This is a genomic window from Sphaerisporangium sp. NPDC051011 (assembly GCF_040653595.1).
In the GTDB taxonomy this organism is placed as follows: Bacteria; Actinomycetota; Actinomycetes; order Streptosporangiales; family Streptosporangiaceae; genus Sphaerisporangium.
Genome location: NZ_JBFAGG010000007.1, coordinates 343,474 through 364,531 on the forward strand (window position 1 = coordinate 343,474; position 21,058 = coordinate 364,531).

Consider the following 21,058-nt stretch of genomic DNA (forward strand, 5'->3'; position numbering starts at 1 on the left):
GCGCGTTCGGCCGTGACACACAGTCAGGGGGTCACGGCTAGGCCTTGTCGGCCTCGCCGGTGGCCTGTTCCATGGCCTCTTCGGGGGAGGCCTCCAGGTCGTCGGAGGCCTGGGCGGGGGAGGCCTGCTTGTCCAGGCGGACCCAGCTCGTGACGCTCTCGACGGCGAACAGGACGCCGAGGTAGACGCACATCACGGCGACCACCCAGTCCAGCACGCCGAGCGCCGCGCCCGCGCCGAGCAGCAGCAGGCGGACCTCCCAGCCGAGGCCCGCCTGGAACACCCAGGGCGCGGGCCAGATGCTCTGCCGCGTGCGGTACACCGTGTCGTAGGTGTGGTAGCCGACCACGTAGATCAGCACGAACAGCAGCCACTTGGGCGTGTCCGCGGCCAGGCCGAGCAGGATGATCGTCAGGAACTCGGTGCCGCGGATCAGCGGCGGGACCAGCCAGTCGAACCGGCCGAGGTGGTCGCGCGGCGCGGTCGGGACGACCAGGACGACCATCGCGAGCACGGGCAGGAGCACGGCCGGGCCGGAGCCGTCCCCGAGGACGCCGGTCACGCCGGCGGCCACGACGGCGAGCAGCGAGGCGAGCGCGGCCGGCACCGGGGGCAGGCCCGGGCCCATGCGGTCGCGCAGCACCGCGACGAGCGGGCCGTCGTCCCGGTAGGCGAGCAGGCGGGCCGTCTGGACGCGGCGGCGTTCCTCGTCCGGGTCGGCGACGGCGGGGGCGGCCTGCGGTTGGGTGATCATGCGAGCGACCTCATGAGACGTCCGGTCAGGGTGTAGGCGGCGGCGATGCCGCCCCAGATCACGAGCGTCAGGAACGTGACCCGGGGCTCGAACACGGCCGCGGTGATCGCGATGGCGGCGAACCGCTCGCCGATCGGGAAGACGATCATCTTGCGCGCCCAGTGGACGGCGCGGAACCGCCCGGCGCGCGTCCAGAGCTTGAGCAGGCCGCGCACGCCGCCGGTGCGGGTGGCGCGGCGCTTCTCCAGCGCGTCGCGCAGCGGCCGGTCGTCGGCGACGGTCAGCGCCAGCGTCGGCAGCGGGACGGGCGGCCTGCGCCGGTTGGCCACGCCGAACGAGAAGTCCAGCAGGTGGCGCACCGACTGCACCGACAGCGCGACCAGCGCCAGCGTCCACACGTCGCCCTGGCCCGCCACGATCGAGCCGACGGCGAGGCCCGCGAACACGACGTACTCCTTGGCGCGGTCGAACGTCGCGTCCAGCCACGCGCCGAGCACGCCGAACTTGCGGGCGTAACGGGCGAGCTGGCCGTCCACGCAGTCGAACACGAACGCGAAGTAGATCAGCAGGCCGCCGGCGACCGCCCCCGTGCGCGTGCCCGTGGCGAAGGCCGCCGCCGACAGCACGCCGAGCGCGATGGAGATCAGCGTCACCTGGTTGGGGGTGAGGCCGCGCCGGGCCGCCCAGCGGGCGATGAAGCGCGAGTAGGTGCTCACGAAGTACGTGGTGAAGAAGCCGTCGGCGCCCTTGACCGCGTTGTTGAGCCGCGCGCGGTCCTCGTCGTAGCCCGCCATGGCGGCCACGGCGGCGTCGGCCTCGGCCTGCGAGGCGGTGCGGGCGAAGAACAGGTCTCTGCGGCCGCGGACGCCGACCGACACGCCCCTGCGGACCAGCCCGAGTACCAGGAGCTGGACGAGGTCGTCCTCCGGGCCGAACAGGTGGGCCATGCCGGCGAGCTCGCGGGCCGCCTCGGCGAGGGTGGCGGCGTGGCGCGCCTGGACGTGCAGCGGGCCGAGCAGGATCGCGTTCGGCCGGGTGACCGCGTGGTAGGCCGAGCCGACCGACACCACTCGCGTGCGGCTCACCCGCGCCCGGACCGCCAGGCCCTCCAGGACGCGGTCGCCGATCTCGGGCTGGGCGTCCTCGATGGGGACGTCATCCTGGATCGGTTCGCCGTTCTCGTCCTCCTCGCGCGGCTCCCGGGAGACCAGGGCGAGCGCGCCGCGCTTGGCCTTGGTGATCTGGTAGATCAGCTCGTCGTGGATCACCGCGCCCGAGGGGATCAGGAACAGGTTGTCGTCCGCGCGCTCGGCGGCGTCGGCCAGGGCGCGCAGGTCACCCGCGAGATCGGCGGACTCCACGACCTGGCCTGGACGCCGCCGGTGGTCCTCGGCGTCGCCGGGCCGGACGATGGCGAGCGGCTCGGGGTCCACGGCGGCGACCTGGCCGTACAGCCGGTCGAGGACGCTGGGGGAGCCGGGGAGCGACGTCAGCGCCAGGCGGGCGGGCGGGACGTACGGCTCGGGGGAACCGATCGGGCCGGGCGAGGAGCCCAGCAGGACCACGCGGGTCATGTCACCCTTTCAGGCAGCGGGCGGGGAGCGGCGGCGGACGTAAAAGGCGTCGCCAGGGGGAAAAGTTTAGTGACTGTTCGCCTGGAGGATGCCATCCAGGGTTGACCCGAGATCGATTCGTCGCTTGGCGGGGTCAGATCACGTTTAACCCATAGTTAGGTCTTTTGCGAAATTTGTCCACATTCTTAGATTCGCCGGGTCGTCATCCAGGGCGCCGGACGCCGGTGAGGTCGCATCGCGGTCCCCACACGTCTCTAGACTGGGCAGGTGAACCTCTACCGCGACGAGGGCATCGTGCTGCGCACCCAGAAGCTGGGCGAGGCCGACCGCATCGTCACGGTCCTGACCAAGCGCATGGGCAAGGTCCGCGGGGTCGCCAAGGGCGTCCGGCGCACCATGTCCCGGTTCGGCGCTCGGCTGGAGCCCTTCACCCACGTCGACGTCCAGTTCCACACCGGGCGCTCCCTCGACGTGGTCACGCAGGTCGAGACGCTCAGGCCGTACGGCGAGGCGCTGGTCTCCGACTACCCGCGCTACACCGCGGGCACCGCCATGCTGGAGACCGCCGACCGGCTGGTCATGGGCGAGAAGGAACCCGCGCTGCGGCAGTTCCTGCTGCTGGTCGGCGGGCTGCGCACCCTCGCGGACGGCGGCCACGAGGCCAGGCTCGTCCTCGACGCCTACTTCCTGCGCTCCCTGGCCGTCGCCGGGTACGCCCCGGCGCTCGACTCCTGCGCCCGCTGCTCGACCCCCGCGATCAGGGCCTTCGCCATCCCCGCCGGCGGCGTGGTCTGCGGCGGGTGCCGTCCGCCCGGCGCCGCCGTCCCCGCCGCTGAGACGATCGGCCTCATGATCGCGCTCACGCGCGGAGACTGGGCGTCCGCCGACGCCTCCGAGCAGCGCCATCGCGCCGAATGCAGCGGCCTGGTCGCGGCTTACCTGCAATGGCACCTCGAACACGGAATACGCTCGCTACGACACGTCGAGCGCGTCTGAGACCGCCTGGTCGTCGGCGGCACTCCCGACACCTACAGGAGAAGCAGATCGTGAACGTCCGCCCGCCCTCCCCCCACCCCTCAGGAGCCGTGCCCCCGAACATCCCGCGCGACCTGATCCCCCGCCACGTCGCCATCGTCATGGACGGCAACGGGCGCTGGGCCAAGTCCCGGGGGCTGCCGCGCACGGAAGGGCACCGGGCGGGGGAGGCGTCGCTGTTCGACGTGATCGAGGGGGCCATCGAGCTCGGCATCCCCAACCTGTCCGCCTACGCCTTCTCCACCGAGAACTGGCGGCGCTCGCCCGACGAGGTGCGGTTCCTCATGGGCTTCAACCGCGACGTGATCCGCAGGCGCAGGGACGAACTGAACGCCATGGGCGTGCGGGTGCGCTGGGCCGGGCGGCCGGGGCGCCTGTGGAAGAGCGTCATCGGCGAGCTCGAGGATGCCGAGCGGATGACGCGGAACAACAGCACGCTGACCCTGCAGTTCTGCGTGAACTACGGCGGCAGGGCCGAGATCGTCGACGCCGCCGTCCGCCTCGCCGAGGACATCGCCGCCGGGCGCGTCAAGGCGTCCAAGGTCACCGAGCGCACCTTCGCCCGCTACCTGGACGAGCCGGAGATCCCCGACGTCGACCTCTTCGTGCGCTCCTCGGGCGAGCAGCGCACGTCCAACTTCCTGCTCTGGCAGTCCGCGTACGCCGAGATGGTCTTCCTCAACCAGCTCTGGCCCGACTTCGACCGCCGCGACCTGTGGCAGGCCTGCGAGATCTACGCCAAGCGCGACAGAAGGTACGGCGGCGCCGTCCCGAACTCGGTGTGATCAGGCGCGCCTGCGGGCCCGGTACGCGGCGACGTGCATGCGGTTGCCGCAGGTGCGGCTGTCGCAGTAGACGCGGGAGCGGTTGCGGGACTCGTCCATGAACACCTTGTCGCAGTCCGGGGCGGCGCAGGTGCGCAGGCGCTCCCACTCGCCCTCGACGAGCAGGTGGGCCAGCGCGACCCCGAAGTCGGCCGCCAGGTGATCGGCCACCGAGGACCCCGGCGCGAAGTAGTGCACGTGCAGCGGGAAGCCGTCGTGCTCGGTGAGGTGGGCGGTGATCGGCGTGCGGTCCAGCAGGACGTTCAGCCGCTCGACGGCCACGGCGGCGTCGGGCGCGGCGAACAGCTCGTGGAAGGTGGCCCGCAGGGCGCGCACCTGCGCGAGGTCGGCCGCCCCGACGCTCTCGATGCCGCTCACCCGGTGACGCCGCAGATAGGCCTCCAGCTCGGCGATGTCGGTGAGCCAGTCGGGGCCGCCGGTCTCGGGCGCGGAGTTGATCAGGTCGGCGACGGCCGCGAGCGAGAGCAGCATGTCATGGCTCAACGGCATGTGCTTCCCCTAGGACGGGCACGGACAGGCACGGACGGGGCGCGGACGGGCCGCGCGCGGGGCTGGGCCGTTTGCGAGGCACGGCCGGGCCGCCCTCCGGATTCCCCTTCCCGGAAGGGTATCCCGTCATCCCGGCCCCGGGAGGCGATCAGCCCGCCGAGGCGATCGACGCGCAGGACCCGCAGGTGCCGAAGACCTCGACGGTGTGCGTGATCGCCGTGAAGCCGTGCTCGGCGCCCACGGCCTCCGCCCACCGCTCGACGGCGGGCCCGGCGACCTCCACCGTGCGCCCGCAGCGGCGGCAGACCAGGTGATGGTGGTGGGTGCCGGTGGCGCAGGCCCGGTAGACCGACTCGCCGTCGTCGGTGCGCAGCACGTCGACCTGGCCCGCGTCGGCCAGCGACTGCAGCGCGCGGTACACGGTGGTGAGGCCGATCTTCGCCCCGTCGGCGCGCAACTCGGCGTAGATGTCCTGCGCGCTGCGGAAACCCTCGCTCCGGACGAGGATCTCGCGTACGGCTTCACGACGGCTCGTCAAAGGCTGGGCTCCTTCGCACGGCGTGGGCGTGGTCACGGGCCGGCCTCCCGAGCGCGGCCCCGCCGTACGAATCTACCCACGCCCAGGGCGAGGACGAACCCGCCGAGCGCCAGAAGGACGATCGCCGCCCCCGGCGCCACGCCCGCGTAGAACGCGGACGTGAGCCCGCCGACCGTCGCCGCCACGCCGAGGCCCATCGCCAGCAGCATGGTGGTCACGAAGCCCCGGGTGACCTGCTGGCTGGTCGCCACCGGCACCACCATCAGGGCACTGACGAGCAGCAGCCCGACCACCCGCATGGCGATCACGACGGTCAGCGCGGCGGTCACGGCGATCAGCAGGCTGAGGAAGCGCACCGGCAGCCCGTTGACCCGCGCGACCTCCTCGTCCTGGCACAGCACGAACAGCTCGCGGCCGAAGACCGCCACCACGCCGAGCACGAACAGGGCCAGCACGGCGATCACCCACACGTCCTGGGCGCTCACGCTGCTGATCGAGCCGAACAGGTAGGAGGTCAGCGTGGAGTTGCTGCCGCCGGGGGCGAGGCCGATGAGCAGCACGCCGCCCGCGATGCCGCCGTAGAACAGCAGCGCCAGCGCGACGTCGCCCGTCGTACGGCCCCGCGCGCGGACCAGCTCGATCGCGACGGCCCCGACGACCGCCACCACGACGGCGGTGAGCACAGGGGCGGTGCCGGTGAGGAAGCCGAGGGCCACGCCGGTGAGGGCGACGTGGCCGATGCCGTCGCCGAGCAGGGCCAGGCGCCGCTGGACGATGAACGTGCCCACCGCGGGCGCGGACAGGCCGACGAGCAGCGCGGCGATCAGCGCCCGCCACATGAAGTCGTACTGGAGCATCTCGATCATCGCGCGGACCCCGGCGACCCCTCGTAGGCGTGGGGGTGCTGGTGGCCGTCCGGCGGGGGCGCGCCGTCGTGGGCGACCAGCCCGTCGCGCAGGACCACCGCGCGGGTGATCAGCGGCGCCATCGGGCCGAGCTCGTGCGCCACCAGCAGCACCGTCTTGCCCTGCTCGACCAGCGTGGCGAGGGTGGCCGCCAGGTGACGCTGGCTCTCGGCGTCGACGCCCGCCGTCGGCTCGTCCATGACGAACGTGTCCGGGTCACCGGCGAGGGCGCGGGCGATCAGCACCCGCTGCTGCTGGCCGCCCGACAGCCACCCGACGGGATCGCCCGCGCGGGAGGTGAGGCCCACCGCGTCCAGGGCCCGCGCGACGGCGGCGCGGTCGGCGGACCCGGCGCGGCGCAGGCGGCTCTGGCGGGCGACCCGCCCGGACGCGACGACCTCACGGACGGTCGCGGGCACGCCCCCGCCGACCGAGAGGCGCTGCGGGACGTAGCCGATGCGCCACCAGTCGCGGAACCGGGCCGGCGGCACGCCGTACAGCTCGGTGGAGCCGCCAGAGAGCGGGGCCAGGCCGAGCAGGGCGCGGATCAGCGTGGACTTGCCGGAGCCGTTGGCCCCGAGCACGGCGACGACCTCGCCGGTGGTCACGCGCAGGTCGATGCCCCGCAGCACGGGACGGCCGTCGAGCGCCACCCGGCCCTGGGCCATGGCGAACGCGGCCGAGGTGGCCGCCTGCCGCGGCGCCACGCCGGTGGCCTGCGCTGATCGGGCCTGTGCTGATCGGGTCATGGGCATCCAAGTGCGGTGCGGAGCGCGGAGAGGTTGGCGCGCGCGGCGGACAGGTAGTCACCCCCGGAGGGACGGCTCTCGATCGGGTCGAGGACCGCGACCTTCGCCCCGACCTCGCCGGCGAGGACCTCGGCGACCTTGGGGCTGACGAGTTCTTCGGTGAAGATGGTAGTCACCCCTTCCCGGCGGGCGGTCCCGGCCACCTCGGCGAGCCGTGCGGGGGAGGGTTCGGCGTCCGGGTCGATGCCGCTGATGCCGACCTGCTTGAGCTTGTAGCGGTCCGCGAGGTAGCCGAAGGCGGTGTGGCTGGTCACCAGGGTGCGGTTCCTGCACCCGGCTAGGGACCGCTGGAACTCGGCGTCCAGCGCGGTCAGGTCACCGGCCGCCGCGGTGGCCCGTGAGGCGTACGCCGCGGCGTGGGCGCCGTCGGCCCGGCCGAGCCGCTCGCCGAGCTTGGTCACGGCGGTGGCGAGGCGCGCCGGGTCGAGCCAGACGTGCGGGTCGTAGTCGTGCCGCTCCCCGGACTCCCCGGCGCGCTGCCCGGCGGTGGCCGGGATCGTGGTGATCACGGAGGCGACGTCGAACGCCTTGTCCGCGGCGTGCTCCTGGACGGCCTCGTCGACCGCGGGCTGGACCCCTTTGATGTAGACGACGAGATCGGCGTTCTCGATGTCGGCGATCTGGCGCGGCGTCAGCTCAAGGTCGTGCGGCTCGACGCCGGGCTGGGTGAGCCCGGTGACCCGCGCGTCCGGCCCGCCGACCCGGGTGGAGATCCATTCCAGCGGATAGAACGCGGCGAGGACCGTGGGCCTGCCTCCCGACTCCTCCGCCGAGGCGGTCACGCCCCCGGAGCACGCCGCAGTGGCGAGGAGCGCGCCGGCGCCGGCGATCGCGGCGGCCCGGCGGAGGCGCGTGGGACGTTGGGGGCGGCGGTATTCGGACGAAAAGGGCGACACGTTCACGAGTATGCTTCAGAATGAAAACCGTTGTCAAAATCGCCTGTCGCACCCGAAAACCCCCGCGGGGGCTAAAAAATCAGTCCGAATCGTTCTGCGGCCAGCAGAACCACGAAAGTCGCGAGCGCCACCCGCAGGAATCTGGCCCAAGGCCCCAGCGACGGCCAGGACATGTACGCGAGCCAGGCCACGAAGCCGAGCACCGGCAGCGCGGCGATCCCGCCCCGCCAGTCGGGCACGGCGAGGGCCACCAGCAGCAGCACGACGAGGACGACGGGGAGGATCCAGCGCGGCAGCCCGTACAGGTAGACCAGCGGGGCGGCGCTCTTCAACTCGACCGCGCGGCGCACGCCCGTGGCGCCCGGCGTGAGGAAGTGCTCGCCGCGCGGCAGGGGCCTCGGCGCCGGACGGCCCTGGCCGCCCTTCGCGCCACCGGCCGGTCGGCGGGCGAGCGGGTGCGCCGGGACGGAGCGCCGCGGCGCGCCTGAGGAGGACGCCGAGGAGTCGGCGGGTTGGTGCTTGTCGGCCACGGTTCGAGCCTAACGGGGCCGGGCCCGCCAGGGCACCCCACGGGTGCTGGCATGCTGAACGGCATGTTCGCGGTCATCAGGTACTCGGTCCCGCAGGCGCGCGCCGAGGAATTCGCGCTCAGCGCCAGTTCCATATTGGACGTCCTGGCCGCGCAGGCCGGCTATCGCGGCGGGCACATCGGCAGGTCGGTGGACGAGCCCAACCTGTGGGCGGTGGTCAGCGAGTGGGACGGCGCGGGCTTCTACCGGCGCGCCCTGTCGGCGGCGCGCATGCAGATGTACCCGACGATGAGCCTGATGATCAACGAGCCGAGCGCCTTCGAGATCCTGGTCAGCAACCCCTGACCTGCCGGGACCGCCTAAAAAGGGCGCCCCGAACACGCCGAGCAGAGCGAGGCCATGGGCACCGTTCGGGGCGCGGCGGTGTTCTGGAGGAGGAGGGAGGAAGGGTGAGGAACGAGCCCTTCCGAGTGACGACGGAAGAACATCGCCTCCGGGCGCCCCGAACCGCCGTGCCGGAGGCGCGGCCATGGGCACTGTCGCGTCCCGGATTCCCCTAAGCTTGGTGTGATCGAGCAGGTGACGCGCCCTGCGATCGTTCGACCCAACCCCGACCGCCAGCCGGATGGAGATTCTTGATGGCCCGCCGTACCGACATCATGGACACGATCGTCAGCCTCGCAAAACGCCGGGGCCTCGTGTACCCGTCGAGCGAGATCTACGGAGGCCTGCGCGCGTCCTGGGACTACGGCCCGCTCGGCGTCGAGCTCAAGAACAACGTCAAGCGCGAGTGGTGGAAGTCCATGGTCCAGGCCCGCGAGGACGTCGTGGGCCTCGACTCCTCGGTGATCCTCGCCCGCGAGGTGTGGGAGGCCAGCGGCCACGTCAAGGAGTTCGTCGACCCGCTGACCGAGTGCCAGTCCTGCCACAAGCGCTTCCGCGCCGACCACCTCGAAGAGGCCTACGCCGAGAAGCACGGCGGCAAGGCCCCCGAGAACGGCCTGTCCGACCTGACGTGCCCCAACTGCGGCACCAAGGGCGCCTTCACCACCCCGCGCATGTTCAACGGCCTGCTCAAGACCTACCTCGGCGCCGTCGAGGACGAATCGGGCCTGGCCTACCTGCGGCCCGAGACCGCGCAGGGCATCTTCATCAACTACCTCAACGTCCAGCAGTCCTCGCGCAAGAAGATCCCGTTCGGCATCGGCCAGATCGGCAAGTCGTTCCGCAACGAGATCACGCCGGGCAACTTCATCTTCCGCACCCGCGAGTTCGAGCAGATGGAGATGGAGTTCTTCGTCAAGCCCGGCTCGGACGAAGAGTGGCACCAGTACTGGATCGACGAGCGCTACCAGTGGTACCTCGGCCTCGGCATCAACAGTGACAACCTCCGGCTGTACGAGCACCCGAAGGACAAGCTGTCGCACTACTCCAAGCGCACCGTCGACATCGAGTACCGCTTCAACTTCACCGGCTCCGAGTGGGGCGAGCTCGAAGGCGTCGCCAACCGTACCGACTTCGACCTCAGCACCCACGCAGCCGCCTCCGGCACCGACCTGTCGTTCTTCGAGCAGGACTCCGGCGAGCGCTACGTGCCGTACGTCATCGAGCCGGCCGCGGGCGTCGACCGCTGCGCGCTCACCTTCATGATCGACGCGTACACGGTCGACGAGGCCCCCAACGCCAAGGGCGTCATGGAGCAGCGCACGGTCATGCGCCTTGACCACCGCCTCGCGCCGGTCAAGGCCGCCGTCCTGCCCCTGTCGCGCAACGCCGACCTCTCGCCGAAGGCCCGCGACCTCGCCGCCCAGCTCCGCCGCCGCTGGAACGTCGAGTTCGACGACGCCGGGGCCATCGGCCGCCGCTACCGTCGCCAGGACGAGATCGGCACGCCGTTCTGCATCACGGTCGACTTCGACACTCTCGAAGACCAGGCCGTGACGGTCCGCGAGCGCGACTCGATGGCCCAGAAGCGCATCGCCCTCGACCAGGTCGACTCCTACCTCCGCCAGCACCTCAACGACTGAGGGCGGCGATCGCCCGCGGGCGCCCGTGCCGGCACCAAGTGCCGCGGGCGCCCGCGCCGTTTCACCGACCGGCGCCGAGGCGCTCCTACGGGCAGGTGCGTCCGTCCGCGGCCGCCGTGCACTGGACGCCCGGCTCGCGGTCCCCGAGGCCGTCGGCCAGGTCCGGCACGGCCGCTCCCAGAGACAGCACGGCCCACAGTACGAGCGCCGGCCGTCTGCCGCGCCGCATCCTCATGGCATCCCCCTCGGTCCCCTCAGCTGAAAGCTAGCGAGCCGGACCGTGGGGGAATATTTTCTCGAAAGTTGTGGAACGACTCCGTGATATCGCGCGGTATCGTCGTCCGCATATCGAGGGATATGCCCGTTGTATCCCGCTTGGTAATGGCAGCGGGTTGCTGTTGCTCAGATAGCCGAATGACTGATTTATCTGCTTATGTGGTGAACTGACGTGCACGACACCGACATCGCGAAGTCACGGTGATTCCATGGGCTCTTCATGGCCCGGCCATCGGTGAGGTCGAAGATTATCGGTCGGCTCGGCCGATTCTCGGCCCGGCTCACTCCAGGACATCCGGGAGATCACGTGAGCGGTGTCACCTTGGACGAATACGACTGGTTCTCCACCAGCGACCTCGGCTTCTGCTTCACCTTCGTGCGCGGTCTCACGCCCGAGGAGGCCTTCCAGCGCATCGGCGTCGAGTTGCTGACCGACGAGAACGAGGACGACGAGGACGTCCTCGGGGGAGTGCTCCGCGCGGAGTCCGCCGACGGGGGCGCCCTGCTGATCGAGGAGAACGGGTACGCGGGCACGATGGACGAGCTGCTGCGGCCGCTGTCGGCGGGCACCGCCGTGGCCAGCGTCTTCCGCAACGGCGAGTTCGACCAGACCTTCGTGTACTACGAGGACGGCAGGGAGATCCTGGGCTTCGACCCCCAGTTCCCCGGCGACTCGCGCTCCGGCGCCGAGCCCGACCGGCACCTCGGGGACATGCGCGACCTCGGGCTGGTCGCCGAGGACGGCGAGGACGGGCCGGACGCGGGTGTCGAGGCGGCCCTGGCGCTGGCCGAGCGCCTCACCGGTGTCCGCGCCACGCCCGACGAGCTCGAGGGATCCGGCGGCCTGGGCCGCATCGGCCTGAAGGGCATCCTGCCCGACTACTGATCGCCGCCGGCCTGGTCACCCGGCCACTTCGCCGCGGGGCGCCTTCACCGCCGAGGGCAGCAGGTCGACGTCGTCGGCCATCACGTACGCCACGCGGTGCCCGAGCTGGATCTGGTAGTACACCGTGCGGCCCCTGACCACCCGGTGCGTGGCCGGGTCGAACGTCACCGCGTAGTAGTACTCCCCGCGCAGGGCCGCCCCCACCGAGTACCGCTGCCCCTCGGGGATCGTGTACTGCAGCGGCACGATCGCCTGCACCGGGACGTTCGGCGGGTAGGCCTCCGGCTCCGGGTACGCCCGGCCGTACACCGGCGCGGCGGACAGCCCCCGCCTCGGCGTCACCACCAGCCCGGACGCGTTCACCGCCGTCGGCCGGTCGTGCGGGTTGCGGAACCAGGCGAGCCGGCCGAGGTACCAGATGGCCGTCCAGTCGCCGCGCCGCCCCGCGAGGGCGAACTGCTGGCCGGTGGTCGCCCGTGCCCCGTGGTCGTACACGTCGTACGTTGACTCGCCCGGCTTGCGTCCGATGTCCCGTACCAGCGGCGCGTCCTGGTTCGGCTCGGTGTGCAGGCGCACCGACGCCGAGCCGTGCGGCGGGCAGTCCACGCCCGGTCGCTCGCAGCCGGTGTAGCGGGGGCGGTGGCGGGCGTAGTCGGTCCTGATCGTCACCAGCCCGCCGCGCGGGCCCGCCGTGGCACGGAAGGGGCGGCCCAGCAGCTCGAAGTAGTGGCCCCAGTCCCAGTACGGCCCCGGGTCCACGTGCATGCCCGCGACCGTCGCCGACGTGGTGCCCGGTACGTTGTCGTGGCCGAGGATGTGCGCCCTGTCCAGCGGGATGTCGTACTTTTTCGCGAGATAGCGCACCAGCCGGGCGGAGCTGCGGTACATGGCCTCGGTGTACCAGGCGCCGGCCTTGGCCAGGAAACCCTCGTGCTCGATGCCGATCGACTTGGCGTTGACGTACCAGTTGCCGGCGTGCCAGGCGACGTCGCGGGCGCGGACGTGCTGCGCGACGTGCCCGTCGGCCGAGCGGATCGTGTAGTGCCAGCTCACGTACGCCGGGTCGGCCACCAGCCGCAGCGTCCGGTCGTAGGTCTCCTCGGTGTCGTGGACGACGATGTACTCGATCCTCTGGTTGCGCGGCCGGTCCGAGAGGTCGTGGTTGCCGTACGAGCCGGGAGAGCCCGGAAGAAGCTGGTACGGCGCGGGGAGCCACTCGCATGGGAGCCGCTTCGGGCACTCGGTGTTCTTGGCCTCGGCCGCGCGCAACCCCAGGCGGTCCACTTGCTCCATACGCGGGGCGATCTCCGGCGAGGCGGGCAGCGAAACCTCGAAGCCGTCATCGGTGACCCGGCTCGCACCCTCCTTGATCACGGAGAACACCTCGTCGGCGAACCGGCGGGCGGTCAGGTCGTCCTCGGCGCCCGAGTAGCGCGCGACCGCGCCGTACCAGTCCGCGGGGTCGGCGCTTGCCGGGGCCCGCAGGTCCCGCTGGTACTCCGCGAGCAGGGCGGCGCCGCCGAGCACGTTGGCGGCCGGGTCCTGGGTCAGCCGCGCCACGGGGACCCCGGTGAGCCGGGCGGCCTCCTCGGCGGTCCACGACCGCGGGTCCTGCTCGGGGGCCGGCTCGGTGGACGGGCGCGGCGGCCCGGACGGGCGGGCGTCGTCGCCGCGCGGATCTTCGGCGTCGTCGCCGTGGTGGGAGACGGTTCCCGAGAGGGCCGTGCGGGCGTCGGTGAGGTGCATCGGCCCGTACCCGGCGGTGACGCTGGGCAGGCCCTGGTTGGCGTCCCAGCGGGACTCCAGGTAGGAGACGCCCAGCAGGACGGCCACCGGCACGCCGTACGTCTCGGCCGCCGTCGCGAAGGACTCCTGCCGGGAGGACGGCCCCGGCGGCGCGCCGGGCGTGGCCACGGCGGGCACGGCCCCGGCGGGCGTGGCGTCGGCCGGTACGGCCTCGGTGGGCACGGCCTCGGCCTGCGTGGATTCGGCCTGCGTGGATTCGGCCTGCGTGGATTCGGCCTGCGTGGACTCGGCGCGCGCCGGCGCGACGGCGACGGGCGTCAGGACGAGCGTGACGAGCGTGATCGCGGCCACGAAGCCCGCCGCCGACCCCGCCAGACCCGTCCGGACCGGCCTTCCGCACCTCAAGGACCCCTTCGACACGACGGCCAGAGTACGAGATCTTGCGGTCGAATCACATTCTTGTCATTCGGCGTGTCAAGGAGTATCGCAGGTGCCCCCCGGTTGTCCGGCGGCCGGAACGGGCATGTCAGGCTGGTAGAAAGGCCGATCGCGCCGCCCGCCGATCGCCGCCGGAGGCCGAGGCGGGCTTCCCGCAAGCGGGGCGGTCGCCCTCCGCCCGCCAGGACGCGGGTCCGGTCAAGTCAGGGGTGATCATCGCCTCCGGACCACCGCCCCTGCCTTCGGCAGCTCCGCACGGGGAGGGCACATGCTGGAAGTCATTGGAGCCGGCATGGGAAGAACCGGTACGTACTCGCTCAAGACGGCCCTGGAGCGACTGGGCCACGGCCCCTGCCACCACATGGCGTCGCTCGACGGCGACCTCGCCCGCATCGCCGCGTGGAACGCGGCCGCGCGCGGCGCGCCGACGGCCTGGGAGAACCTGCTGGGCGGGTACCGCGCCACCGTCGACTGGCCGTCCTGCTACTTCTGGAAGGACCTGGTGGCCGCCTATCCCGAGGCGCGCGTCATCCTCACCGTGCGCGAGCCGCACCGGTGGTACGCGAGCGTCCACGAGACGATCTACAGGTCCAGCCACCGCCAGCCGGGATGGGCGGGCCTCGCCATGCGGCTGGAGGACACGGCCAGCACCGCGCTCCGCCACCGCCGCCGGCTGTGCGAGCGGGTGATCTGGGAGGGCACGTTCGGTGGCCGCTTCGACGACGAGGCGTACGCCGTCGACGTGTTCGACCGGCACGTCGCCGAGGTGATGGCGCAGGTCCCGGCCGAGCGTCTGCTGGTCTACAGCGTCCGCCAGGGCTGGGGCCCGCTCTGCGACTTCCTCGGCGACCCGGTGCCCGGCGAGCCCTTCCCCCGCCTCAACGACACCGCGTCCTTCAAGCGCATGGCCACGCGCCGCCGCCATCGTGTGCTGACCCTGCGTCCGATCCATGCCGACGACCACACGGCCGTCCGGTGACGGTGATCGGGGGGAGCGATGCGGGAGCTGATCGCGGCGCTGAAGCCGCCCGCGGGGGAGCGGGCCGAGCGGTACCACGCGGAGGGCTGGTGGCGCGGGGAGACGTTCGCCGACGACCTGTGGGCCGCGGCGGCGGAGACGCCGGACAAGACGGCGTTCATCACCTGGCGCCACGCGGAACGGCGGGAGGTCACCCTCACCTACGGCGCGCTCGCCGGGTACGTGGCCCGGCTCTCGGAGGGGTTGCGTGATCTCGGGGTGGAGCCGGGGGACGCGGTCGCGTTCCAGCTTCCCAACTGGTGGGAGACCGCGGCGCTGAACCTCGCGTGCCTCGACGCGGGCGCGGTCTCCGTGCCGCTGATGATGACGCTGGGCGCGCGGGAGATGGAGCTGATCCTGTCCGGCACGCGGGCACGCGTCTGCGTGGCCGCCGGGGAATGGGACGGGCGGCGTCCCGCCGAGCGCCTGGCCGAGTCGGCCGCCCGCCTGCCGTGCCTGCGCCACCGCGTGACCGTCGGCGCGGACGCCCTCCCCGGCACCGTCCCCTTCGATGACCTCCTCGGCGGCGACCCCGTCGACGGCGCCTCGCTCGGCGCGCGCCGAGCTGGGGGAAGGAACCCGGACGAGGTGTCCGTGGTGCTGTTCACCTCGGGGACCACCGGCGAGGTCAAGGGCGTCCTGCACACCCCGAACACCCAGTACGCCTCCGCCCGGCCACGGCAGCCCGGATTCCGCGACGTCCCGGACCCGCGGGTGGCCACGCCCGCCAACCTCACGCACTCGGTCGGGATGCGGACCGACGTGCTGCTGCCCCTGGTGGCGCGGTGCACGTCCGTGTTCGCCGACACCCGCGATCCGGACGTCTGGCTGGACCTGATGTCCCGGCACGGCGTCACCCACTTCCTCGCCGCGCCCGAGATGCTGAGACACCTGGTCGAGGCGCAGCGCCGCCGCCGTCGCCCGATGCCGTGCCTGCACGTGGTGACCAGTTCGGCCGCGCCGCTGCACCTCTCCCTCGTCGCGCCCATCCGGGAATGGCTGTCCCCGGGGCTCGTCAACGGCTACGGCATGACCGAGACCGGAGGCGTGACCATCACCTCGCCCGGCGACCCGCCCGGCTGGCCTGGGCACAGCATCGGCCGCCCCGCGCCGGGCCGCGAGGTCCGGCTCCTCCCGGGCCCCGGAGGCGAGCCGTCCCGCCTCCAGGTGCGTGGGCCGTCCGTGTGCGTGGGCACCTTCACGCTGCGCGACCTGCGCACTACCTGGACCCCGGACGACACCGACGGCTGGTTCGACACCGGCGACCTGGTGGCCGAGGACGGCCGCGGCGGCCTGACCTACCTGACCCGCGCGGCCGACCGCGTCGGCAGCCCGCTGCCGATCCCGGTGCTGGAGGTCGAGGACGAGCTGCTGCGCCACCCCGCCGTCGCCGACGTGGCCGTCATCGGCTGCGCGGACCGCGGGACCGGCACGGAGACCGTGTGCGCCGTCGTGGTGCCCGCCGGCCCGCCTCCCGACCTCACCGGCCTCCGCGAGCACCTCCTGCGGACCGGGATGACCGAGTGGTATCTGCCCACCCGCCTGGAATGCGTGGACGCGCTGCCCCGCAACGAGCTCGGCAAGGTGCGCAAGAACGAACTGCGCGCCCGCTTCGCCGCCGGCGGGACGTAGCGCCTCACCCGATCGGGTTACGGCCGCCGCTCGGCGGCGCGGGGGAACGGCCAGGGGTTGGGGCGGCAGCCCTGCAGGGAGATGGTCTGCTGGGTCATCACGGGGGCCAGGTCGCGCGGCGAGGGGCAGTTCTCGTGCCCGTGGCCGAGCGCGTGCCCGACCTCGTGGCTGATCACGTACTGCCGGTAGAGGGCCAGGTTCCCCCGATACCCAGGGGTGCCCGTCGCCCAGCGCCTCGCGTTGATCACCGAGCGGCGGCCGTTCCAGCAGGAGACCTCGCCCAGTGTGCGCAGTGGCAGGCACTGCCGGTCGGTGAACGTGGGGCTCGACAGGGACACGCGGAACCGTACCGGGCCGCTGTCGACCCGCTTGAACCGCATACGCCCGCCCGCTCCCCACCCGCGCGGGTCGTTGAGGGTCTTGTGCACCTGGGCGGCGAACTCGTCGGGATCGAACGGAAGGCCCTTCTCGACCTCGACCATGTACCGGACGAGCTGCCCCTTACGGCCCTTCGGCGGCCGGGCGACGCCGCGTACGAGCGTGTACGCGCCCTTCGCGGACCGGGGCACCTCGACCTCGTCCGGACGTAACCCATCCTCGCGGGAGTGACGGTGCCGCCTGCGGTCCGACAGCTCGTCGAAGTCCTCCTCGTCCTTGGTGGCGGGATCGGGGGTGACGCCGAGCGGCACGCCGTCCGCGACCGGGAAGGGCGACGGACTCGAAGTGCTCGCGGGCACGCCGTGGGAGACGGCGACCTTCGGCGGGCCGGGGCTCCCGGCGCTCAGCGCGACCCCGCCCGCGACCACGGGAACGACGACCCCGGCCGCCCAGGCGAGCAACAGACCCGTCCGCCTCCATGGACCAGGGACAAGCGGCATATATTTCTCCGACCCCAAGGCTCGACGGCGATGATCGACGGCAAAGCCTAGTGCCCCCGAACACCCCAGGCGATTCGAGGGGAAGGCCGCACCACACGCACTGATGTGCTCCGCGTGGTCCTTGGCGTTGTCGGCGGAAAATCTGGCGGAGCATCTTGTGCCCTCCCCGTCCATAGGCCGCCAGGCGCTGTGGGGCTGTTCGCCGACCTCGCCGCATGAAGAAGCGATATGGAATGAAAAGGCTGCGGTCCAGGTAGGTGCATGAAAGAATCGATGAAATTGCGCTGGAACAGCAGTGGTATCAGACGACGTTCCTCCCGGTCCGGCACGTCGTCGTCGGGCAGCAGCGGCTGACGACCCTGCAGCTTCTACTGAACGCCGCCCAGCTAGTCACGGAGCGGCATGGCAGCCGATGGAATCGTGAGCACTGCCGGTGTTGCCGTGATACCTCCGCTGGCGAGCGTATCCGCGACGATATCTGAAAGCGTGCGCCCTCATGCCCCCGAACCCGACTCGCCTGTACCAGGCGGTCCTCTGCGACACGATCGCGCCGATCTCCCTCCGGCTCCGCCGCACCTTCGGCGAGTGGCTCGTCGGAAACGGACTACCGTCTCCTGATGCCGGAAAGCCTCTGCAGGAGTTCGGCACAGGCGGTACTCGCGTCCGGATGGAGCGCCGAGGCGACTGCGGCCGGTACGTCGTCGAGGAGTCGCGCGACGGAGCGCTGTTGCGCACCCGAGTCACCTACCACGAGCCCATCCCTGGGCTGACCGGCTGGGTGATCGTCACGGTGGAGGAGAACGGCGCGACAGGTGCGGGCCACGCGCCGGGCTTCCTCCCGGCGTACTTGCGCACCGCACGGATCACGGACGGAGCCATCCACCTGACGGACGCGCCGGATGTCTACGACGAGCACGACGTCCCCCGGCTGATCCATGCCCTGACCGAGCACGATCGCCGGGTGCCGCTGGTCGTGGTGGCCCACGATCCGCAGGATCCGCAGGCCGCCATGGCAAGGGCCGGTCGTCTCGCCGCGGTGACAGCCGGTGCCGCCGTGGTGGTGCGCTTCGCTGACCTGCGCGCCCAGAACGGCTTCAATCATGCCGTTGGTCCGGATCTCGAGGTGTTCGGCGGTGGCATCCGCACCTACGTGGCGCCGTTCGACCCGAAGACCGAGCGCTATCCATATCGGCACCGGCCGATGGGCGGGGGCATGCTGCGTTCTCAGGGCGATCAGGCTCTCGAACTGGCAGCAGGGGGCATCATCGGGGAGACCGCGCGCCGCACGCTTCCCGAGGTCATCCAGCGTTCTTACCGGATGGTCTCCCGGATCCTCGCCGGCAAGGCCGAACCCGGCGACATCCGTGAGGTCCTCACGTCGCGGTCGGCCGCTGTCAACCCGGAGAAAGAGGAACTTCGCCGCAAGATGATGGCGCTGACCGTGCGCCCCGCGCCGCCCGCGGGCGCCCGGTCAGCCGATACACCCGACTCGGTCGATGCGCCCGTCACGGCGGACTCGTCAGTGGTCCCCGAGAAGGTCGAACGACCGGATCGGCTCGTCGTCGAGCGGTCCGTCGTCCTAGAGGGCGGACCGGCCCCTGACGTCGCCGCGTTCGCACAAGCGGTCGCGGGCGTGGTGGTCGATGCCTTACGCGGCGAACTGGAGGCGACGCTCGAACTGGCGGCCAAAGACGGGAGCGACGGTTCGCAGAGCGGGCACCTGCTGCGCCAGATGCGCACGCTTGGCGCGCACGTCGACGGGCTGCGCGAGGTCGTTCTCGAGCAGCAACGCCGTGACGAACTGGGGGCCCAGGCGGCGGGGGAGGCGCTGCTCGCCGAAGCCGAAGGCGAGAGCGACCGGCTCGCGGCCGAGATCGACCGGCTTCGTACCGAGCACTACATCCTGCAGGACGAGTACGCCGAAGCCATGGCGAACGCCCGCAAGCTCCAAAAGCGCGTGCGCTGGCTGGAGGCCAGACTGGCCGCATCCGCCCAGCCGGCTTATGGTCTCGCCGCCGCGGAAACCGAATTCGAGCCGACCAGCCTCATGGACGCCCTGAACAGGGCCCGAGAAACGCTCTGCCATGTGGCGGTCGGGGACACCGACATGGCGGCGGCGAAACTGGATCTCGCCTATCCGACGCTCACCCCTGTGTGGGCCGCCAAGGCCTGGGACGCCCTCCGCGCATTGGACGCGTTCGCCAAGGCCAGGTCCTCGGGAGAGTTCGCCGGTGGGTTCCTGCAATGGTGTACGAGTACCGCGGACGTCACCATCCCCGCCGGTATGGTGGCCATGAGCGAATCCAGGACGGTGAACACCAACGGCAGGTACAGCACGAGCCGGGTCTTCGGAGTGCCCCAGGAGGTCCATCCGTCGGGGAGGGTGTTCATGGAGGCGCACATCAAGCTTCGCAAAGGTGGGGTTCCCGCGCCGCGTGTCCATTTCCACGACGACTCGGGTGGCGCCACGGGGAAGGTCTGGGTCGGCTACGTCGGAGATCACCTCCCGAACACTCAGACGAACTGACCGACGTCCCGACGTTGTGGCTGCTTCCGCCGCAAAGGCGTTGGGAACACCCCGCTCGCATATGCACGGTCCTGGCCGCCACGCACAGGCTCGGGAGTGAGAGTCAGACCGGAATGACCGTGGGCAGGGGCGGGGATGCGAACCAGCCGGGCTTGTGTTTCCGCAGCAGGGCCTCGCCATCTCGCTCCCAGGAGAAGTTCGGCTTCTTGAGCAGCTTGCGGAACACTTGGCTGGCCTTGTCAGGGTCTTCGGCGGCGAGTCGCCGCAGCGGCACAGGCGAGACGTTCTCATCCCGCAGGTAACTCGTCACGACATCGCGGTACCGCCGGCGGACGATCATCTCCGGTTTGGCGAAGACCTCCTGCATCACGTCGAACTCCCGGTAGAAGCCCAAGCCGTCTTCCTTATCGAAGATGATCGCCGTGACATCGTCGGAGTCGAAGCCGAAACCAGGCAGGTCAGGGTCGGTCCACGGCCCGGACTCGCTGCCCGCGCGCTCGTAGTTGTGCCGGTAGAGCGCCATGATCTTCTCGTCTACCTCGCTTCCGGGGACGACGATCAGATCGTTGCCGTAGAGGTCGAGGAACGACTCGTGTTGGTGTGCCTGCATCTCGCGGGCCTGAGCGAGCTTCGCCGGGTTGCGGAAGACCATCTTGGGATTGGTCAGTTGGAGTTCCCGTACGCTCGCCAGCGCGGCGTGGGCGTCTTCCGAGGGGAAGGCCCTCGGGGTGCCACTGATCATCCAGTCGTCGCCGACCGGGACAACGGCGCCGATCATCACTGTGCCCGGGACGAGAAAGTACTCGATCCCTTCAGCGCCCATGTTGGAACGGATTCGGTAGGTCAGTTCGTCGATGTGGTTGAAAGCGACGACGCCGTCGGTTCCGTAAGGCTCCTTGCTCTCGAAGACGCCGATCACGTAGTCCGACCACGACAACAGCAGCGCCCGGCTCTCACCGGAGAATCGCTCGGCGAAGATTTCCAGGACGGTCTGGCCGGATCTCTGGCGACGGGTGAAGATGAATGATTCCAGGACTACGGAGAGGTCCGCCTCGTCGTTGATGACCCCATCAGGGAAGATCGCCGAGATCGCCTTCTCCAGATCTCGCCCGAACCGCGGCGACAATGCGAATTGCACCAGCTCGCCCTTGAGGCCGCCGGCCAGCTCCATCAGATCCACTGAGTCCCTCCCCGATTGCTTCGACCGCGCCTAACCTATCGAGGGAGACGTCGGCGATGGTGCGGATCTTCCAGC

Annotated in this window: 21 protein-coding genes; 9 read left to right on the top strand and 12 right to left on the bottom strand. The window is 71.3% G+C overall.

All coding sequences use genetic code 11. From position 1 onward, the window contains the following. Positions 1 to 37 precede the first annotated feature (37 nt). Entirely contained in the window at positions 38 to 754 is a 717-nt protein-coding gene (locus tag AB0H21_RS18870; RefSeq protein ID WP_358517802.1) for a DUF5941 domain-containing protein, read from the bottom strand. Further along, positions 751 to 2,328 carry a CDP-alcohol phosphatidyltransferase family protein gene (locus tag AB0H21_RS18875; protein WP_358517804.1) on the bottom strand — a complete coding sequence of 526 codons (1,578 nt, stop codon included), beginning with the start codon at positions 2,326 to 2,328 and terminating at the stop codon, positions 751 to 753. The genes AB0H21_RS18870 and AB0H21_RS18875 overlap by 4 nt, the downstream gene beginning before the upstream one ends. Positions 2,329 to 2,595: 267 nt before the next feature. Between AB0H21_RS18875 and recO the strand changes: the two genes are divergently transcribed. Both recO and AB0H21_RS18885 read left to right on the top strand, forming a co-directional pair. Further along, the gene (gene recO / locus AB0H21_RS18880) at positions 2,596 to 3,324 is read left to right on the top strand and encodes a DNA repair protein RecO (protein ID WP_358517806.1); all 729 of its coding nucleotides are present in this window, start codon (positions 2,596 to 2,598) and stop codon (positions 3,322 to 3,324) included. Between the two features lie 50 nt (positions 3,325 to 3,374). After that, positions 3,375 to 4,148 carry an isoprenyl transferase gene (locus AB0H21_RS18885; RefSeq protein ID WP_358517808.1) on the top strand — a complete coding sequence of 258 codons (774 nt, stop codon included), beginning with the start codon at positions 3,375 to 3,377 and terminating at the stop codon, positions 4,146 to 4,148. Here the strand turns inward: AB0H21_RS18885 and AB0H21_RS18890 are convergent, their stop codons facing one another. From AB0H21_RS18890 to AB0H21_RS18915, 6 genes are all read right to left on the bottom strand, one after another. Further along, positions 4,149 to 4,697, bottom strand: coding sequence for a CGNR zinc finger domain-containing protein (locus AB0H21_RS18890; RefSeq protein WP_358517810.1), 549 nt, complete (start codon positions 4,695 to 4,697; stop codon positions 4,149 to 4,151). Between the two features lie 148 nt (positions 4,698 to 4,845). After that, on the bottom strand, positions 4,846 to 5,235 hold the full coding sequence (locus AB0H21_RS18895) for a transcriptional repressor (RefSeq protein WP_358517811.1): 390 nt from the start codon (positions 5,233 to 5,235) through the stop codon (positions 4,846 to 4,848). 32 nt (positions 5,236 to 5,267) lie between these two features. Continuing rightward, complete coding sequence (locus tag AB0H21_RS18900) at positions 5,268 to 6,101, bottom strand: metal ABC transporter permease (RefSeq protein WP_358517813.1); 834 nt, start codon at positions 6,099 to 6,101, stop codon at positions 5,268 to 5,270. Beyond that, positions 6,098 to 6,808 (bottom strand): metal ABC transporter ATP-binding protein, encoded by a 711-nt coding sequence (locus tag AB0H21_RS18905; RefSeq protein WP_358518046.1) that lies wholly within the window; start codon positions 6,806 to 6,808, stop codon positions 6,098 to 6,100. The genes AB0H21_RS18900 and AB0H21_RS18905 overlap by 4 nt, the downstream gene beginning before the upstream one ends. A gap of 77 nt (positions 6,809 to 6,885) precedes the next feature. Further along, positions 6,886 to 7,845, bottom strand: coding sequence for a metal ABC transporter substrate-binding protein (locus AB0H21_RS18910; protein ID WP_358517815.1), 960 nt, complete (start codon positions 7,843 to 7,845; stop codon positions 6,886 to 6,888). Positions 7,846 to 7,916: 71 nt separating this feature from the next. Next, entirely contained in the window at positions 7,917 to 8,375 is a 459-nt protein-coding gene (locus AB0H21_RS18915) for a DUF6703 family protein (protein ID WP_358517817.1), read from the bottom strand. A gap of 51 nt (positions 8,376 to 8,426) precedes the next feature. Between AB0H21_RS18915 and AB0H21_RS18920 the strand changes: the two genes are divergently transcribed. Together AB0H21_RS18920 and AB0H21_RS18925 are read left to right on the top strand one after the other, a co-directional pair. Further along, positions 8,427 to 8,720: an antibiotic biosynthesis monooxygenase gene (locus AB0H21_RS18920; RefSeq protein WP_358517819.1), complete on the top strand. Its 294-nt coding sequence runs from the start codon at positions 8,427 to 8,429 to the stop codon at positions 8,718 to 8,720. A gap of 293 nt (positions 8,721 to 9,013) precedes the next feature. Then, positions 9,014 to 10,402: a glycine--tRNA ligase gene (locus AB0H21_RS18925; RefSeq protein WP_358517821.1), complete on the top strand. Its 1,389-nt coding sequence runs from the start codon at positions 9,014 to 9,016 to the stop codon at positions 10,400 to 10,402. Between the two features lie 85 nt (positions 10,403 to 10,487). Here the strand turns inward: AB0H21_RS18925 and AB0H21_RS18930 are convergent, their stop codons facing one another. After that, positions 10,488 to 10,637 (bottom strand): hypothetical protein, encoded by a 150-nt coding sequence (locus tag AB0H21_RS18930; protein ID WP_358517823.1) that lies wholly within the window; start codon positions 10,635 to 10,637, stop codon positions 10,488 to 10,490. A gap of 348 nt (positions 10,638 to 10,985) precedes the next feature. Between AB0H21_RS18930 and AB0H21_RS18935 the strand changes: the two genes are divergently transcribed. Beyond that, positions 10,986 to 11,564 carry a DUF6461 domain-containing protein gene (locus AB0H21_RS18935; protein WP_358517824.1) on the top strand — a complete coding sequence of 193 codons (579 nt, stop codon included), beginning with the start codon at positions 10,986 to 10,988 and terminating at the stop codon, positions 11,562 to 11,564. Between the two features lie 15 nt (positions 11,565 to 11,579). Here AB0H21_RS18935 and AB0H21_RS18940 read toward each other — a convergent pair whose 3' ends face one another. Next, positions 11,580 to 13,730: an N-acetylmuramoyl-L-alanine amidase gene (locus AB0H21_RS18940; RefSeq protein ID WP_358517826.1), complete on the bottom strand. Its 2,151-nt coding sequence runs from the start codon at positions 13,728 to 13,730 to the stop codon at positions 11,580 to 11,582. Between the two features lie 286 nt (positions 13,731 to 14,016). On the opposite strand from AB0H21_RS18940, the gene AB0H21_RS18945 reads away from it, so the two are divergent. Next, the gene (locus AB0H21_RS18945; protein WP_358517828.1) at positions 14,017 to 14,727 is read left to right on the top strand and encodes a sulfotransferase family protein; all 711 of its coding nucleotides are present in this window, start codon (positions 14,017 to 14,019) and stop codon (positions 14,725 to 14,727) included. 18 nt (positions 14,728 to 14,745) lie between these two features. Beyond that, positions 14,746 to 16,398, top strand: coding sequence for an AMP-binding protein (locus tag AB0H21_RS18950; protein ID WP_358517829.1), 1,653 nt, complete (start codon positions 14,746 to 14,748; stop codon positions 16,396 to 16,398). A gap of 17 nt (positions 16,399 to 16,415) precedes the next feature. Here AB0H21_RS18950 and AB0H21_RS18955 read toward each other — a convergent pair whose 3' ends face one another. After that, entirely contained in the window at positions 16,416 to 17,276 is an 861-nt protein-coding gene (locus tag AB0H21_RS18955) for a DUF3152 domain-containing protein (protein WP_358517831.1), read from the bottom strand. A 257-nt stretch (positions 17,277 to 17,533) separates the two neighbouring features. Between AB0H21_RS18955 and AB0H21_RS18960 the strand changes: the two genes are divergently transcribed. Together AB0H21_RS18960 and AB0H21_RS18965 are read left to right on the top strand one after the other, a co-directional pair. After that, entirely contained in the window at positions 17,534 to 17,758 is a 225-nt protein-coding gene (locus tag AB0H21_RS18960; protein WP_358517833.1) for a hypothetical protein, read from the top strand. A 296-nt stretch (positions 17,759 to 18,054) separates the two neighbouring features. Next, the gene (locus tag AB0H21_RS18965; protein WP_358517834.1) at positions 18,055 to 19,803 is read left to right on the top strand and encodes a hypothetical protein; all 1,749 of its coding nucleotides are present in this window, start codon (positions 18,055 to 18,057) and stop codon (positions 19,801 to 19,803) included. A 103-nt stretch (positions 19,804 to 19,906) separates the two neighbouring features. On the opposite strand, the gene AB0H21_RS18970 is transcribed toward AB0H21_RS18965, so the two are convergent. Next, complete coding sequence (locus AB0H21_RS18970) at positions 19,907 to 20,974, bottom strand: hypothetical protein (protein WP_358517836.1); 1,068 nt, start codon at positions 20,972 to 20,974, stop codon at positions 19,907 to 19,909. Positions 20,975 to 21,058 lie beyond the last annotated feature (84 nt).